Source organism: Gelidimonas denitrificans (assembly GCF_055694065.1).
Window position 1 is genome coordinate 437,669 of sequence record NZ_CM146350.1, and the last position, 14,843, is coordinate 452,511.

At 55.4% G+C, this 14,843-nt stretch carries 13 protein-coding genes and 2 pseudogenes; 7 read left to right on the forward strand and 8 right to left on the reverse strand.

Annotated features, from left to right (window positions below; genetic code table 11):
• On the reverse strand, positions 1-846 hold the full coding sequence (folD, locus tag FKCLFG_RS02120; protein ID WP_472614599.1) for a bifunctional methylenetetrahydrofolate dehydrogenase/methenyltetrahydrofolate cyclohydrolase FolD: 846 nt from the start codon (positions 844-846) through the stop codon (positions 1-3).
• Positions 847-1,291: 445 nt separating this feature from the next.
• Here folD and aceE point away from each other — a divergent pair, with 445 nt between their 5' ends.
• The 6 genes and pseudogenes from aceE (at position 1,292) to FKCLFG_RS02150 (ending at position 8,351) form a co-directional block, all read left to right on the forward strand.
• On the forward strand, positions 1,292-3,988 hold the full coding sequence (gene aceE, locus FKCLFG_RS02125; protein WP_472614600.1) for a pyruvate dehydrogenase (acetyl-transferring), homodimeric type: 2,697 nt from the start codon (positions 1,292-1,294) through the stop codon (positions 3,986-3,988).
• Between the two features lie 120 nt (positions 3,989-4,108).
• Entirely contained in the window at positions 4,109-5,452 is a 1,344-nt protein-coding gene (gene aceF, locus FKCLFG_RS02130; protein ID WP_472614601.1) for a dihydrolipoyllysine-residue acetyltransferase, read from the forward strand.
• 163 nt (positions 5,453-5,615) lie between these two features.
• The gene (gene lpdA / locus FKCLFG_RS02135) at positions 5,616-7,391 is read left to right on the forward strand and encodes a dihydrolipoyl dehydrogenase (RefSeq protein ID WP_472614602.1); all 1,776 of its coding nucleotides are present in this window, start codon (positions 5,616-5,618) and stop codon (positions 7,389-7,391) included.
• A gap of 118 nt (positions 7,392-7,509) precedes the next feature.
• Positions 7,510-7,722 (forward strand): annotated as a pseudogene (locus tag FKCLFG_RS02140) (ATP-binding protein); the annotation flags it as partial.
• A 132-nt stretch (positions 7,723-7,854) separates the two neighbouring features.
• Positions 7,855-8,007: a hypothetical protein gene (locus FKCLFG_RS02145; RefSeq protein WP_472614603.1), complete on the forward strand. Its 153-nt coding sequence runs from the start codon at positions 7,855-7,857 to the stop codon at positions 8,005-8,007.
• Between the two features lie 50 nt (positions 8,008-8,057).
• Positions 8,058-8,351: a hypothetical protein gene (locus tag FKCLFG_RS02150; protein ID WP_472614604.1), complete on the forward strand. Its 294-nt coding sequence runs from the start codon at positions 8,058-8,060 to the stop codon at positions 8,349-8,351.
• 318 nt (positions 8,352-8,669) lie between these two features.
• Here FKCLFG_RS02150 and FKCLFG_RS02155 read toward each other — a convergent pair whose 3' ends face one another.
• From FKCLFG_RS02155 to FKCLFG_RS02165, 3 genes and pseudogenes are all read right to left on the reverse strand, one after another.
• Entirely contained in the window at positions 8,670-9,401 is a 732-nt protein-coding gene (locus FKCLFG_RS02155) for an SDR family oxidoreductase (RefSeq protein WP_472614605.1), read from the reverse strand.
• Positions 9,402-9,741: 340 nt separating this feature from the next.
• Positions 9,742-9,915, reverse strand: coding sequence for an IS66 family insertion sequence element accessory protein TnpB (tnpB, locus tag FKCLFG_RS02160; RefSeq protein WP_472614606.1), 174 nt, complete (start codon positions 9,913-9,915; stop codon positions 9,742-9,744).
• A gap of 185 nt (positions 9,916-10,100) precedes the next feature.
• A pseudogene (locus FKCLFG_RS02165) lies at positions 10,101-10,370 on the reverse strand (IS30 family transposase); the annotation flags it as partial.
• 512 nt (positions 10,371-10,882) lie between these two features.
• Here FKCLFG_RS02165 and FKCLFG_RS02170 point away from each other — a divergent pair.
• Positions 10,883-12,397 (forward strand): cupredoxin domain-containing protein, encoded by a 1,515-nt coding sequence (locus tag FKCLFG_RS02170; RefSeq protein WP_472614607.1) that lies wholly within the window; start codon positions 10,883-10,885, stop codon positions 12,395-12,397.
• Positions 12,398-12,623: 226 nt separating this feature from the next.
• Here FKCLFG_RS02170 and FKCLFG_RS02175 read toward each other — a convergent pair whose 3' ends face one another.
• The 4 genes from FKCLFG_RS02175 to FKCLFG_RS02190 are packed head-to-tail and all read right to left on the reverse strand — an operon-like array spanning position 12,624 to position 14,836.
• Positions 12,624-12,785 (reverse strand): hypothetical protein, encoded by a 162-nt coding sequence (locus FKCLFG_RS02175; protein WP_472614608.1) that lies wholly within the window; start codon positions 12,783-12,785, stop codon positions 12,624-12,626.
• A 39-nt stretch (positions 12,786-12,824) separates the two neighbouring features.
• Positions 12,825-13,193 (reverse strand): transposase, encoded by a 369-nt coding sequence (locus tag FKCLFG_RS02180; protein WP_472615770.1) that lies wholly within the window; start codon positions 13,191-13,193, stop codon positions 12,825-12,827.
• 32 nt (positions 13,194-13,225) lie between these two features.
• The gene (locus FKCLFG_RS02185; protein WP_472614609.1) at positions 13,226-13,822 is read right to left on the reverse strand and encodes a nucleotidyltransferase family protein; all 597 of its coding nucleotides are present in this window, start codon (positions 13,820-13,822) and stop codon (positions 13,226-13,228) included.
• A 9-nt stretch (positions 13,823-13,831) separates the two neighbouring features.
• Positions 13,832-14,836, reverse strand: coding sequence for an XdhC family protein (locus FKCLFG_RS02190; protein WP_472614610.1), 1,005 nt, complete (start codon positions 14,834-14,836; stop codon positions 13,832-13,834).
• Positions 14,837-14,843: the final 7 nt, after the last annotated feature.

Consider the following 14,843-nt stretch of genomic DNA (forward strand, 5'->3'; position numbering starts at 1 on the left):
TTAGCTTCTTTCCGCCGCTTCGATCGTGTTGACGAGCAGCATGGTGATGGTCATTGGTCCGACGCCACCTGGCACCGGGGTAATGTAGCCGGCCACTTCTTTCACATTGGCGAAATCAACATCGCCGCACAATTTGCCTTGATCGTCGCGGTTCATGCCGACGTCAATCACGACCGCGCCGGGTTTGACCATGTCGGCGGTCACGATGTTGCGGCGTCCGGTGGCGACCACCAGAATATCGGCGTTTTTGGTGTGGGATGCCAGATCGCGGGTCTTGGAATTGCAGATGGTGACAGTCGCACCGGCTTGCAAGAGCAGCATCGCCTGCGGTTTGCCGACGATGTTGGAGGCGCCGACCACGACTGCATTGGCACCGCGCACCGGATAATCGATCGATTCCAGCATCTTCATCACGCCATACGGCGTGCAGGGGCGAAACAGCGGTTGGCCGGTCATCAGCAGGCCGGCGTTATTGACATGAAAACCGTCCACATCCTTGTCCGCAGCGATGGCTTCGATCACCTTGTTGGTATCTATATGTGGCGGTAGCGGCAATTGCACCAGGAGGCCGTTGATTTTCGGGTCGTGGTTGAGGGCGTCGATGCGGGCCAGCAAGGCAGCTTCGCTCAGGTCGGCGTCGTATTTCTCCATTACCGAATGGATGCCGCTGTCTTCGCAGGCTTTGACTTTGTTGCGCACATATACTTGCGACGCCGGACTTTCGCCAACCAGAATCACGGCCAGGCCAGGTTGCCGGCCTTGGGCGGTGAGGGCGGCGGCGCGCAGGGCGACATCGCCGCGCAGCTGTTTGGAGAGAAGATTTCCGTCTATGAGTTTGGCAGCCATGATGTGCGTCAAATAAGTTCGATTTAAAACACGATTATAGCCTGCCGAATTTAGAGAATCGATGCCGGCAGCGCACCGGGCCGGAACTGGGGTCGCCGTTTTTAGATGTGTTTTAGCTACGTTGTGCCGCAAATAAAGCCATCCCGGCAGCGCTTTAAATCCGGCAATTAATATGGTTACGATCGCTGTAGTACGAGTGTGGGACTTGGTTTGTTGCGGTGCAAAATTGCTATGCACGTTGCGTTTATTGACCCTGCCATATTATTTTTTTAGATGTGTTGCTTTGCCACATAATTTCACATTATAAAAAACGATCTCGCTATTTGGAAAATTAAAAACTGCTGATAGAATACTTGCGCTTATACGAAAGATGACCGTAAATTATTAGCAGATACCGCTCAACTGCGATGTCAAGTCGGGTTGAGATTCAAACCAGGAGACAAAAATGTCAGCTCAGCTTGATCAAGTCTTGGCGCAAGCCGCCATTGACCCCGATACTATGGAAACCCAGGAATGGCTCGATGCGCTCGAAGCCGTTATCGAGCATGAGGGTCCGGAACGCGCCCACTATTTGATGGAGCGCATGGTTGATCTGGCGCGCCGCCGTGGGGCCCAGATTCCTTTTTCCAGCAATACCGCCTACGTCAATACCATTCCGCAGCACCTTGAAGCCCACTGTCCGGGCGATCTGGAAATTGAAGAGCGCCTGCGCTCATGGATGCGCTGGAATGCGATGGCAATGGTGGTCAAGGCCAACCGCCTCGATGGCGACCTCGGCGGCCATCTGGCCAGTTTTGCCTCGTTGGCAAACATGCTGGGAATCGGCTTCAATCACTTCTGGCATGCGCCAACCGAAGATCACGGCGGCGACCTGATTTACTTCCAGGGCCACTCGTCGCCCGGGATTTACGCCCGCGCCTTCCTCGAAGGACGCTTGAGCGAAGAACAGTTGCTGCATTACCGGCGTGAAGTCGATGGCAATGGCCTGTCTTCTTATCCGCATCCCAAGCTGATGCTGGATTTCTGGCAATTCTCGACCGTATCGATGGGTCTGGGTCCGCTGATGGCGATTTATCAGGCGCGTTTCCTGAAATACCTGCATGCGCGCGGAATTGCAAAAACCGATAACCGCAAGGTTTGGGTGTTCTGCGGCGACGGCGAGATGGATGAGCCGGAATCGATGGGTGCTATCGGCATGGCTGCGCGCGAAACGCTCGACAATCTGGTGATGATTATCAACTGCAATTTGCAGCGGCTCGATGGCCCGGTGCGCGGCAACGGCAAAATCATCCAGGAACTCGAAGCCGATTTCCGTGGCGCCGGCTGGAACGTGATCAAAGTCATTTGGGGCCCCGGCTGGGACGCATTGCTGGCGCAGGACAAGGAGGGCATCCTGCAGCGCGTGATGATGGAAACCGTCGATGGCGATTATCAGAACTTTAAGGCCAAGGATGGCGCCTATGTGCGCAAGCATTTCTTCGGCAGGGACCCGAAATTGCTGGAGATGGTCGCCAACCTGACCGATGACGACATCTGGCATTTGACGCGCGGCGGCCATGATCCGCACAAAATCTATGCCGCATACAAAATAGCGCAAGAGCACAAGGGTCAGCCGACCGTATTGCTGGTCAAGACCGTCAAGGGTTATGGCATGGGCAAATCCGGCGAAGCGCGCAACACCGCCCATCAGACCAAGAAACTCGACGATGAAGCGATCCGTGCGATGCGCGACCGTTTCGGGATTCCGATTCCCGACGACAAGTTGCTTGAAATCCCATTTTTCAAACCGGCCGACGATGCGCCGGAAATGATTTATCTGAAAGAGCGTCGCAAAGCGCTGGGCGGCTCTTTGCCACAGCGCCGCGTGCAGGCCGATGAAACGCTGCCTATCCCTGAATTGAGTGCGTTCAAGAACGTGCTCGACGCAACAGCAGAGGGACGCGAGATTTCGACCACCCAGGCGTATGTCCGCATCATCGCCACGCTGCTGCGCGACCCGGTTCTTTCACCACGCGTGGTGCCGATTCTGGTCGATGAAAGCCGCACCTTCGGGATGGAAGGCTTGTTCCGCCAGATCGGTATTTTCAATCAGCAAGGCCAGTTGTATGAGCCGGTCGATAAAGACCAGGTGATGTACTACCGCGAAGACAAGGCCGGCCAGATTCTGCAGGAAGGCATCAATGAAGCGGGCGGCATGTGCTCGTGGATTGCGGCTGCGACCTCGTATTCGACCAACAATCGCGTGATGCTGCCGTTTTATACTTTCTACTCGATGTTCGGTCTGCAACGTGTGGGCGACCTGGTCTGGGCTGCCGGCGACATGTGCGCACGCGGCTTCCTGCTGGGCGGCACTGCCGGGCGCACCACGCTCAATGGTGAAGGCTTGCAGCATGAAGACGGCCATAGCCATGTGCTGGCGGCGACCATTCCGAATTGCCTGCCGTACGATCCGACCTTCTCGCATGAAGTCGGCGTCATCATTCACGATGGCCTGAAGCGGATGATCGAAAAACAGGAAGACGTGTTCTATTACATCACCCTGATGAACGAAAATTACTCTCACCCAGGTTTGAAGCCAGGCCAGGAAGAGGGAATTCTGAAAGGCATGTACCTGCTGCAGGAAGGCGACAAGGATGCCAAGCATCGGGTCCAATTGATCGGCTCCGGCACCATTTTGCGCGAATCGATCTTTGCCGCCGAATTGCTGAAAGACGATTGGGGCGTCGCAGCCGATGTCTGGTCTGCGCCATCGCTGACACTGGTTGCACGCGAAGGCCAGGACGCAGAGCGCTGGAACATGGTGCATCCGACTGACGAGCAGCGTTTGCCTTACGTGACCCAATTGCTGCAAGACACGCAAGGCCCGATCGTCGCATCGACCGATTACATGCGCCTGTTTTCCGAGCAAATCCGCGCCTTCATGCCGAAAGGGCGCAACTACAAAGTGCTGGGCACCGATGGCTTTGGCCGTTCCGATTCGCGGGTCAAATTGCGTGAATTCTTCGAAGTGAATCGTTACTATGTGGTGGTTTCGGCATTGAAGGCGCTGGCGGAAGATGGTGCGATTTCAACTTCCGTAGTGGCGCAGGCGATTGCCAAATACGGCATTGATCCGAGCAAGCCGAATCCGGTAACGCAGTAACCTGGCAACCCCATAAAGTGCGCTCGCTGAGAGCGCACTTTCAATACATGGGTTTGCGGTGCAAGCCCCTATTCACACCGATCCTTTGCCTCGCGCAGAGGGTAAAACGGAGACAGCGCTATGAGTTTAATCGAAGTCAAAGTGCCGGACATCGGCGACTTCAAGGAAGTTGAAGTTATCGAATTGATGGTTAAACCGGGCGATACGATCAAGGTCGATCAATCGCTAATTACAGTCGAGTCCGACAAAGCCAGCATGGAGATTCCCTCCAGTCATGCCGGCGTCATCAAGGAAATCAAGGTCAACATCGGCGACAAGGTAAAAGAAGGTTCGTTGCTGTTGATGATGGAAGCGGCTGCTCCTGATGCTGCTGCAGCACCGGCCGCTGCAGCAGCCAGCCCTGCAGCTGCAGCGGCCACACCTGCCAAATCTGCGGAATCTGCCGAAGCTGCTAAACCCGCTGCCGCTGCTGCGCAGGAAGCTGCGCCAGCGCCCGCACCAGTTGCAGCCGCCCCGGCACCAGTGCAAACCAGCGGCAGCAAGCCGCATGCCTCGCCGTCGATTCGCAAGTTTGCCCGCGAACTGGGCGTGGAGCTGGCGCGTGTCGGCGGTTCCGGCCCGAAAGGCCGTATCACGCAGGAAGACGTGCGCAGTTTCGTCAAGGGCGTGATGTCGGGCGCAATCGGTACTGCTGCCGCGCCGGTTGGTGCTGGTAGCGGCGTCGGTCTGGATCTGCTGCCGTGGCCGTCGCTCGATTTCAGCAAGTTCGGCGGCACCGAATTGCTGCCCTTGTCGCGCATCAAGAAAATCAGCGGCCCGAACCTGCATCGCAACTGGGTGATGATCCCGCATGTGACGCAGTTCGAAGAAGCAGACGTTACCGATCTGGAAGAATTCCGCAAGTCTTCCAATGCTACGCTGGCAAAATCAGGCATCAAGTTGACCATGCTGGCTTTCGTCATCAAGGCCAGCATTGCGGCACTGAAAAAATTCCCTGCCTTTAATTCTTCCTTGGATGCAAAGGGCGAGAATCTGATTCTCAAGAAGTTCTACAACATCGGCTTTGCCGCCGATACGCCAAACGGCCTGATGGTGCCGGTGATTAAAAACGCGGATCAAAAAAGCATCTCGCAAATTGCGCTTGAAATGGGTGAGCTTTCTGCGCAAGCGCGCGAGGGCAAGCTCAAGCCGGCCGACATGCAAGGCGCCAGCTTTACCATCTCGTCACTGGGCGGTATTGGCGGCACGTTCTTTACGCCGATCATCAACGCGCCGGAAGTCGCCATTCTGGGCTTGTCCAAAGCATCGATGAAACCGGTCTGGGATGGCAAGCAGTTCGCGCCGCGACTGATCATGGGGATGTCGTTGTCCTATGACCATCGGGTCGTGGATGGCGCGTCCGGTGCGCGCTTCAGCGTGTATCTGGCGGACGTTTTGGCCGACATGCGCAAAACCTTGCTGTAAGCCATATCGCCAGTCTTGCAATGCAGTGATTCGGTTCCTCCCCAAGCGGGAGGCCAGTTGTAGAACGGGTTTGCTGTTAATACAGTGGAACCCGTTTTCCCATCCCAGCCTTGCCGCATGCGCAACGTGACGCACGCGGCAAGGCTAGAACGGAGCCAAAGCCATGAGTTTAATAGAAGTCAAAGTCCCGGATATCGGCGACTTCAAGGAAGTGGAAGTCATCGAATTGATGGTCAAGCCGGGCGATACGATCAAGGTCGATCAATCGCTGATTACGGTCGAGTCCGACAAAGCCAGCATGGAGATTCCTTCCAGCCATGCCGGCGTCATCAAGGAAATCAAGGTCAACATCGGCGACAAGGTCAAGGAAGGTTCGCTGCTGCTGATGCTGGAAGCGACCGAAGCTGCCGCCGTCGCTGAATCTGCACCTGCAGCAGCTCCCGCAAAAGTCGCCGCACCAGCCGCGCCAGTTGCACCTGCGGCTTCCAGCTACGCCGGCAAAGTCGATCTCGAATGCGACATGCTGGTGCTGGGCGCCGGGCCGGGCGGTTATTCCGCCGCTTTCCGCGCTGCCGATCTGGGTATGGCGACCGTGCTGGTCGAGCGTTATGCAACGCTGGGCGGAGTCTGCCTGAACGTCGGCTGCATCCCGTCCAAAGCCTTGCTGCACGTGGCTGCGGTGATCGATGAAGCGGCAACCATGAGCGCGCACGGCGTCACTTTCGCCCAGCCCGAGGTCGATATCGACAAGCTGCGCGGCTACAAGGAAAAAGTCGTCAGCAAGATGACCGGCGGTCTGGCCGGCATGGCGAAGGCGCGCAAGGTCAATGTGCAGCAAGGCGTCGGCCAGTTCGTCAGCCCCAATCATCTGGAAGTCACGGCCGCCGACGGCAGCAAAAAGACAGTGCAGTTCAAGCAGGCGATCATCGCCGCCGGCTCCTCCGTGGTGAACCTGCCGTTCGTGCAAGGCGCCGAAAAAGCCGACCCGCGCATCGTCGACTCCACCGGCGCGCTGGAACTGCGCCAGGTGCCCAAACGCATGCTGGTCATCGGCGGCGGCATCATCGGCCTGGAAATGGCAACCGTGTATTCGACCCTGGGTGCGCGCATCGACGTGGTCGAAATGCTGGACGGTCTGATGCAGGGCGCGGATCGCGACATGGTCAAGGTATGGCAAAAATTCAACGAAAAACGCTTCGACAAGATCATGCTGAAGACCAAAACCGTTGGCATCCAAGCCTTGCCGGAAGGCATCAAAGTCAGCTTTGAAGGCGCGGATGCCAGCGTCGCTGCGCCGGAGCCGCAACTGTACGACATGGTGCTGGTGGCAGTCGGGCGCAGCCCGAACGGCAGCAAGATCGCCGCCGACAAGGCTGGCGTCACCGTCAGCGAGCGTGGCTTCATCAACGTCGACAGCCAGATGCGCACCAACGTGCCGCACATCTTCGCCATCGGCGACCTGGTCGGGCAACCGATGCTGGCGCACAAGGCGGTGCACGAGGCGCATGTGGCGGCGGAAGCGGCGGCCGGCGAGAAGTCGCATTTCGACGCTCGCGTGATTCCATCGGTGGCCTACACCGACCCCGAAGTGGCATGGGTCGGCATCACCGAAGACGAAGCCAAAGCCAAGGGCATCAAGCTTGAAAAAGGCCATTTCCCGTGGGCCGCTTCCGGCCGTGCGGTGGCGAACGGGCGCGATGAAGGCTTCACCAAGCTGCTGTTCGACGCCGAAACCCACCGTATCGTCGGCGGCGGCATCGTCGGCACCCACGCCGGCGACATGATCGGTGAAATCGCGCTGGCCATCGAGATGGGCGCCGACGCCACCGACATCGGCAAGACCATCCATCCGCACCCGACCCTGGGCGAATCGATTGGGATGGCCGCCGAAGTGTTCGAAGGCGTCTGCACCGACCTGCCGCCGATGCGCAAGAAGTAAGCACCGCAGCAGTCAAGAAAAAGCCTCCCGCCGGAATTTCCGGCGGGAGGCTTTTTTAATCTGTTCGAGAGCGCGTGAATTTAAGTCTGAAGTGCAACTGATCTTGCCCCTGTTTCCCAACCTCAGCTTTGCCGAATGGTCGAGTGTATTTGGTGACGCCAAGATGGCCACGGCATTGCTGGATCGACTTACCCATCATTGCCATATCGTCGAGACCGGCAATGATTCGTACCGGTTCCAGCACAACAGCATGGCGGCAAAATCGCGCATCAAGGCGCGCCGACAAGCCCGCAAAGGTGGCAAGGAAACATCGGCTGACGAGCCGTGCTGAGTCGGCGCGCGGGAAAATTCGCTACGGGCTTGGCCCTTCGCGCCTTTCCCCGCGCATCCTTCTTGACGAAAAACGGGAGAATAGAAAACTTCAAAACCGCGCTATTTGGGATAGTTACGGGCGGCCGAGGCCATGATCCAGATCACCGAGAGCACGAATCCGCCGCGCCATCTGGTCCTCGGCGCATGGGGCGTCGATGCGGTCGTGAACAAACTGAAAGCAACTCTGGCCGAGGTCGAGGCTTGGCGTGACGCGGGCCTCGCCACCGATTTTCCAAAGGATTGACGGTAGTGCAGCCACCACCCGCTGTGTTTCCCGAGGAAAGCCGGAGCCGATTGACGGACCGATACTCGATCGCCGCACCGACCGATTCTGTAAAAAGCCCGGGTGAAGCTGCGTTGTGGGACGTTTTTCGCCTTAGCCCGATGGTGGTCTATCCGAGTTGGCGCTCACCACGTATGGAATTCGGGCGCTGGAGCGCCGTCACCCCCGATGGCTGTCTCGGTGCGTGGAGCCGCAAGCGCACACAGACACGCACCGATCAACGCCTTGTATCAGCCCACGACAGTCTCAAACCAACGCGCGCTGGTCGTAACCGGTGGCGGCCTGCCAAGCCCAGCCGCCCTTGAGCCTCGATCATTGGGCCGATGCAAATCATCCCATTTTGGCGAACCTCCCCACGTCGGAAGTGGGTGTCCACACCGCGGTTCCGGATCCGCTCAGTGCGTCTGCTCTATAAAATGACAAATCCAAGCATGCCGGTCTCAGTAAAAATCTAAAGCTTTGGCCAAAATTTTACCTATTCAACAACGCCCTTGGCAACTGACCTCAGTTGCGGCAGGACAGACGGCGCTGAGAAAGTCGGGACCGACTCGGATCACTGATACCAGCCCCACGCCGCCCAGATTAGTCCCACGCGTCCTGATCGCAATCAGCAACGGCCACAATTAGGGTGCAACTTGCAATACGGGACGCAAAAGGATTTCTTCAACCAGCACATTGGCGGGTTGAGCGAAAGCGTAGACGAGCGCTTGGGCGACATCTTCGGCTGCCAATGCTTCGAGCTGGGTACGCCTGTCGTCCAGGGCTTGGCTGACGTTCTGCCCGAATTCAGTCCATACCGCACCAGGTTCGATCACTGACACGCGAATACGGTCAGGACCGAGTTCCTTGCGCAGGGCATCGTGAAAGCCGACCACGGCGAACTTAGTTGCGCTGTAGACCGACCAGCTTTCGACGCCGTAGCGCCCCCCTACACTGGAAACGGAGCAAATCATTGCGCCCGGGCGGCCGCGCATTAGCGGAATAGCCGCCTGCGTACAATGAAGAACGCCGTACAGGTTCACGTCGATCATTTGGCGCCAATCGTCGGGGTCGCTCGTCTCGAATCTGGCGTTGATGCCCAGGCCCGCATTGTTGAAGAGGAGGTCGAGGCCCCCGAAACGCGCTCGCACCTGATCAAAAAGCGCTGTCACCTGAGTCTTGTCGGCGACGTCGGTCTCGATGATCGACGCTGCATTCCCAAGCTCGTTCGCGAGCGAGTCCAGGCGCTCACGACGCCGAGCGGCCAGCACCACATGAACACCTTCCTGCACCAGAAGGCGCGCCGCGGCCTCTCCGATACCACTCGAAGCACCGGTAATCACGGCCACTTTTCCGGCAAGATCTTGCATTTTCATATAATTTTCCTAATCATTGAAGCCCAATATTACGTAAAATCGGGAAATCGCGTCCTGGCTTTAACCCATCGGACACGAAACATGCTTAGAGGTTCTGTCGCATTAATTTTTTTTTGACGTTCATGACATATCGCGGAATGGGTGTCCAGTTTGCCGCGAAAAACGCACGGTTCGCTTTCGCTCATCTTCTCAATACGTACCTGACATCTTTGACGATGCCTTTTCCACTGTCTCTCACCACTACGCCTTTTGGAGCGCAGCAGCACCGGGCGGTTTGAAGCCCACTCCTGCAAGCCGACTTCGGGAGGCGTACTCCCATCTTTAGTACAGCATCACGGACTCACGCCCGTGTTCGTGACACACCGAAGTACAGGACCTTGATTTGGTTGGCACGCCGGTTGATGAAAGCGAACAGATTGCCCGACAGTGGGTCCTGCTGCATCGTGTGTTTGGCCAGCGCGTACAAGCCATCGTAGGACAGGCGCATGCTGATCGGCCGGCCATACACGAACACGCGGACACCCTCATGCGCTTCTGGGCATGGTCCGCAGCAGAAGAGGGAAACCCCGCCTTTACCGAACTATCGAACAGCACCAGTGGCAGATTGACAAACGCAAGGGGGAGGGGACAGGGCAAACGCATCAAATGACCAACGGACATAAGCCAAGAACATCTGCGAGGTATTGGTCATGGAGCGGGGGTGCGCTCGACCAAGGTACCGATTTGAGAACGGTTACCTTTACCTTTGATGTGGTAACCCTCCCAATGCCCCGGCATCAAACGTTCCACAATCTCGGCAGGACGTTGATCGATGCTGGTCATGTTGGGAATCTGCCCGCGCCGGTCGACCCCACGTGTGCGTGGGCGGCGTTTGTTGTGGCCGAAATGCAGCAACGCAATCGTGTCGGTGCGCAGTTCGCCCTTGGGCATCATGTAAATCGCTTGATAAATGGTTTCGTGGCACAGGTGGACGGGGCTCGTTCATGCGCGCACGTTGGCACGACTGGAGGAATAGCCGTGCAATCGGCGCACGCCCGACGGATCTGGTGGCAGAAGATGTCTTCCAACCATTGCGGGCAAGATCGCGTGTGATACACGAGCGATGACGATTCAAACCTGCTGCAGCTGCGTTTGAATCAACGCACGATCTTTCAGCGTGATGTAATTGTATTTTTTCGCATTCAACATCTTTTCATAAAAAATGTTGCACTTAAAATTCGAGCACGCCTGACATTAAGCGCAAAGCCGGATAAAAAATATCATAAAGATACACATATGTATTGAACCGCGCTGGGTCATTGCGCTGCGCCAGAGCATCTGGAGTAGGTCGTTGGCTGGCAGAAACTAAATATCGTGATCATGGTCTGACTGAGCTGTAAAATCGGAAGCGTGGATCAGAAAAGGAAATTTTTATTGAATATAAAAATAACATGCATTTAGTAACTTATCTGGACGTGCAAAATTTTTGAAAAGATATGCAAATGAGAAACCTTAAAATAAAATCTGTTCTATTAGCTTCAATAATAGGAATGTTTTCTATTCTGACAACAGGGTATACGAAAGCAGATGTGCCTGCAGCAAGTACACCAGCTCCAGTAGTTAAATCTACTGAAGTTGCCGATCCCAGTATTGCATTTGAAAAACAAATTGCAGGGGGTACCCTTGGTTGGCCAGGTCTTGCCGTAATAGGTGGAGGCTCAAGTAACAAACTCTTTGTTGTTGATGCCAAGTTCCATCATGTTGTGACCGCGCTTACTACGGAAGGTAAATTTAACGAGCGGACAGATAAAACCAAATATCCAAATCTCCGCGATGCACATGCGATGGTTTTCACCAAAGACTTTAAAAGAATGTTTACCGTAGTTGGGTATGATTATGATGTGTCATGGCTGGTTGAATATAATCCTATTACATTGAGAGAAGTAGCGCGTGTTAAAGCGGGGAAAGGCTCTCATCACTCCGCACTTTCTCCTGATGATAAGTACATGTATGTTGCTAACCAATACGGAGGCAATATTTCGGTCATTGATACGGCTACCATGACTAAAATTAAAGATATTGAGGTCGGCGAAGGTCCTGACTATATTTCCCCGAGCATGTATTGGGACGGCAAAGCGATTGATTCCCCTTATCTATTCATCACGGTCGACAAAGCAAAAAAAGTAGCTGTTCTTGATTGGAAAAAGAACGAGATTGTGAAATTTATAGACGTACCTGGCCCAACGCACGGGGTTAATTTAACTCCTGATGGAAAACATGTATGGTTAGCAGGTATTGGTTATAAAGAAGTTAATGTCATTGATGTTGCAACATTAACTGTTATTAAAAAAATCCCTTTCGAAGATGGCCCTATCCACATTAGCATCAGTCCGGATAGTAAATTCGCGTATGTCGCCACTTATAAAGATCATATTTTTAAAATTGATACAACAACCTATGAAAAAATCTGGGAATCTAAAGGTACTGTTATTCCAGCACATACAGGACTTAGTCCCGATGGTAAGGAGCTCTGGACTTTAAATCATGGAATGGATACAACGCGTTATCCATATTTGCTGGGGGGAGAGCCGGTTGAAGGTGTTCAAGTATGGAATACAGAGAACGGTAAACTTATTGCCGAAATTCCAATGGAAGCCATGCCTCACGAAATTCAATTCGTTCCTTATACTGCTTTTGGTGTACCTGCACCGAAACAAGATGTTTCGACCGGACATGATATGAAAGACATGAAGGGTGCGGTTAAGATTACCTATAAGGGAACAACATTCCTTCCGCCCCCGATAACCGTAAAGAGCGGTGCAAAGGTTAAATTTGCGATTGACAATCAAGACCCGGAAGACCATGTGTTCGGCAGTAAAGCGGCAAATATTAAAACTGTGTATACCCCGAAAAATAGTGTAACCATGGTGGAATGGACGGCCGATGTCAAACCAGGAACTTACCAAATTGAATGTGAAATTCATCCCGGTATGGATGCAAAAATGATTGTGAAGTGATAATCAGGGGATATAGGTCTGAGACATTAACTATCAAGCAAAAGCTTCGGTTATTCTGAGCCCTAATCTCTGCTTAAATTGGATTTAGCCCACTTTTTTAAGTGGGTTTTTTTTCGTCAAAATTCTGTCTCTCTATGATTTCTGCAGAGCATCTGTATTCACAGACTTAAGGGGCGTTGTTGAATAAATCAAAAATTAGTTGAAACGCCCCATTTCTCGACTATTTTTAGATTTTTACCGGCACGGGCATCCCAAGACGGATCATCATGTCCAGTGCGGACACGCTGACCCATGCTTCCGACTTTTGCTGTGGCAAAGCGCGTGCTTTCATGCCGTTGCCGATGATGCCTTTGTAGCGCTGGATGGCCAGCTCAATGTAGCTGCGCAAGCCATAGTCGGTCTTCTTTTGCCACCCGATTCGCCCGTATTATTCAATGGCACGGATGTGCACGTCGCGCTGCGTGTCTCCTGCGACGGAACGTACTGCTGTTTTGTGCGGTGGCACAACCACCTGGGCCTCTGGGTGCTGGGTCAATACTGCTTGCGATACCGGTTCTCCATCGTATGCCCCATTGCCCATGAAGGTATCAAATTGGGTGTCAATTTGCGCCAGAAAGTCAGGCACTGCCGTAGGGTCCCCCACTTCGGGTGTCGTCAGTTCACAGGCCAGAATCTGGTGGTTTTCATCAACCGCCAGATGCAGTTTGCGCCACGTTCTGTGAGCGGGCACACCGTGTTTTTCCTGATGCCATTCGATAATTTCAATGGCCTCATTGCCTTCATCACTGTTGTGCAGGACGGGAGTTTTACAAAGCGCAAAGCTGCCACTTAAAACTTTCTATCGAATTTAAAAATGTCTCTCAGATCCTCCTTGCGATCGATATCCAAAACGACGCCGGGATCGTCAACCGGGCACAGGATCAAATTCTGTCGATGCTTATCCAGGATGGCTTTGCCGCCTTGGTCGCCCGTCATGGCAGCCAATTGAGGAAACCATTCCCTGGAAAATCCAACCGGGTGTCCCCGCCGCCCTTGATATTGACTGGCCGCGAGGCTTGCTCCTGCTTGCAGGCAGATTGCAACCGCTTGATGGCTGCCGCTGGCGATGAAAGGCATATCGGCCAAGGCAACGATCCAGGCGGGGGCATCAGCCGTGGCTCGCACACCGGCGGCCAGACTATGCCCCATGCCTCCATCGGCTTCGGGACAACAGATGATTTCACAACCCGCCGCTGTCAGGAGTGTGGCCAATTCGTCATGGTCAGGCCGCAGGACGGCCACCATGCGCTCACAGGCGGGCCGCAGATTGGCGGCGGCGGCCACCGCAATCGGTGTGCCATCGGGCAGCCGATACATAAGCTTGTCGCCACCAAACCGGGTGCCAGCGCCGGCGGCAAGGAGAACTCCGACTATCCCTCGCGTCACGGTTTGCCTTTATGCGACGCTGCAGCCAGCTTGGTCAGGTGTACGCGTAGTAGGCATTCCATCTTTCCTCCATACCCCGTTTCTGACCGCGATCATCTCGGCCAGAATGGCGACGGCAATCTCCGGTGGCGTGCGGCTTCCGATGGGAAGGCCTACCGGTCCGTGCAGGCTGTCGACTTCGGCCTGCGACAGGTCGAAATGCTGAAGCAGCCGCTCGCGGCGCTGCTGACTATTGAGAGTCGAGCCCAGGGCGCCGACATAGAAGGCGGGTGACTTCAGCGCTTCCAGCAGCACCATGTCGTCGAGTTTCGGATCATGCGTTAAAGCGACGACGGCGCTGTGCGGGTCGAGACTCAACTCGATGAGCGCATCGTCCGGCATGCAAGTCAAAAGCGTCGTGCCCGGCACGTCCCACTCCACGGCATATTCGCTGCGCGGATCGCAGATAAAAACCTGATAGTCCAGCGCCTGTGCCATCTGCGCGAGATAGGTGGAAGTCTGACCGGCGCCGACGATCAGCAAGCGCCAGGCCGGGCCATGCAGTGTGGTTAGCGTGCGGCCATCCCAAGTCAATGCATCTGCCGCCGAACCCGCAGCAATCGAGGCGCCGGCCTGGCCGATGGAGATGCTGCGTCTGGCCAGTTGGCCGTGAGCGATCCGCTCGCCGAGCTCTTCCAGCGCAGCGAGCTCGGGACAGGGCTCGATCACCAACTCCATGGTGCCGCCGCAGGGCAGGCCGTAGCGGTGGGCTTCGTCCCGGGTAACCCCGTACTTGAGCAGCAAGGGCACAGTCGATTCGAATCCACCGTTCAGCACGCGCTCGATCAGTTCGGCTTCGATGCAGCCGCTGGAAACCGATCCCTGTACCTGACCGTCATCCCGCAACGCCATCCACGATCCTGCGGGGCGGGGTGCCGAGCCCCAGGTGCGAGCCACAGTGACCAATGCGAAACGATGCCCCGCATTGGCCCAGCGGCCTACTGCATCCAGAACTTGCTGGTCGGCGCTGTACATAACTACA

What these genes read in the sequence shown, in the direction of transcription:
- folD (WP_472614599.1), bottom strand. Translation starts at nt 846, where the DNA reads ATGGCTGCCAAACTCATAGACGGAAATCTTCTCTCCAAACAGCTGCGC.
- aceE (WP_472614600.1), top strand. Translation starts at nt 1,292, where the DNA reads ATGTCAGCTCAGCTTGATCAAGTCTTGGCGCAAGCCGCCATTGACCCC.
- aceF (WP_472614601.1), top strand. Translation starts at nt 4,109, where the DNA reads ATGAGTTTAATCGAAGTCAAAGTGCCGGACATCGGCGACTTCAAGGAA.
- lpdA (WP_472614602.1), top strand. Translation starts at nt 5,616, where the DNA reads ATGAGTTTAATAGAAGTCAAAGTCCCGGATATCGGCGACTTCAAGGAA.
- FKCLFG_RS02145 (WP_472614603.1), top strand. Translation starts at nt 7,855, where the DNA reads ATGATCCAGATCACCGAGAGCACGAATCCGCCGCGCCATCTGGTCCTC.
- FKCLFG_RS02155 (WP_472614605.1), bottom strand. Translation starts at nt 9,401, where the DNA reads ATGAAAATGCAAGATCTTGCCGGAAAAGTGGCCGTGATTACCGGTGCT.
- FKCLFG_RS02170 (WP_472614607.1), top strand. Translation starts at nt 10,883, where the DNA reads ATGAGAAACCTTAAAATAAAATCTGTTCTATTAGCTTCAATAATAGGA.
- FKCLFG_RS02190 (WP_472614610.1), bottom strand. Translation starts at nt 14,836, where the DNA reads ATGTACAGCGCCGACCAGCAAGTTCTGGATGCAGTAGGCCGCTGGGCC.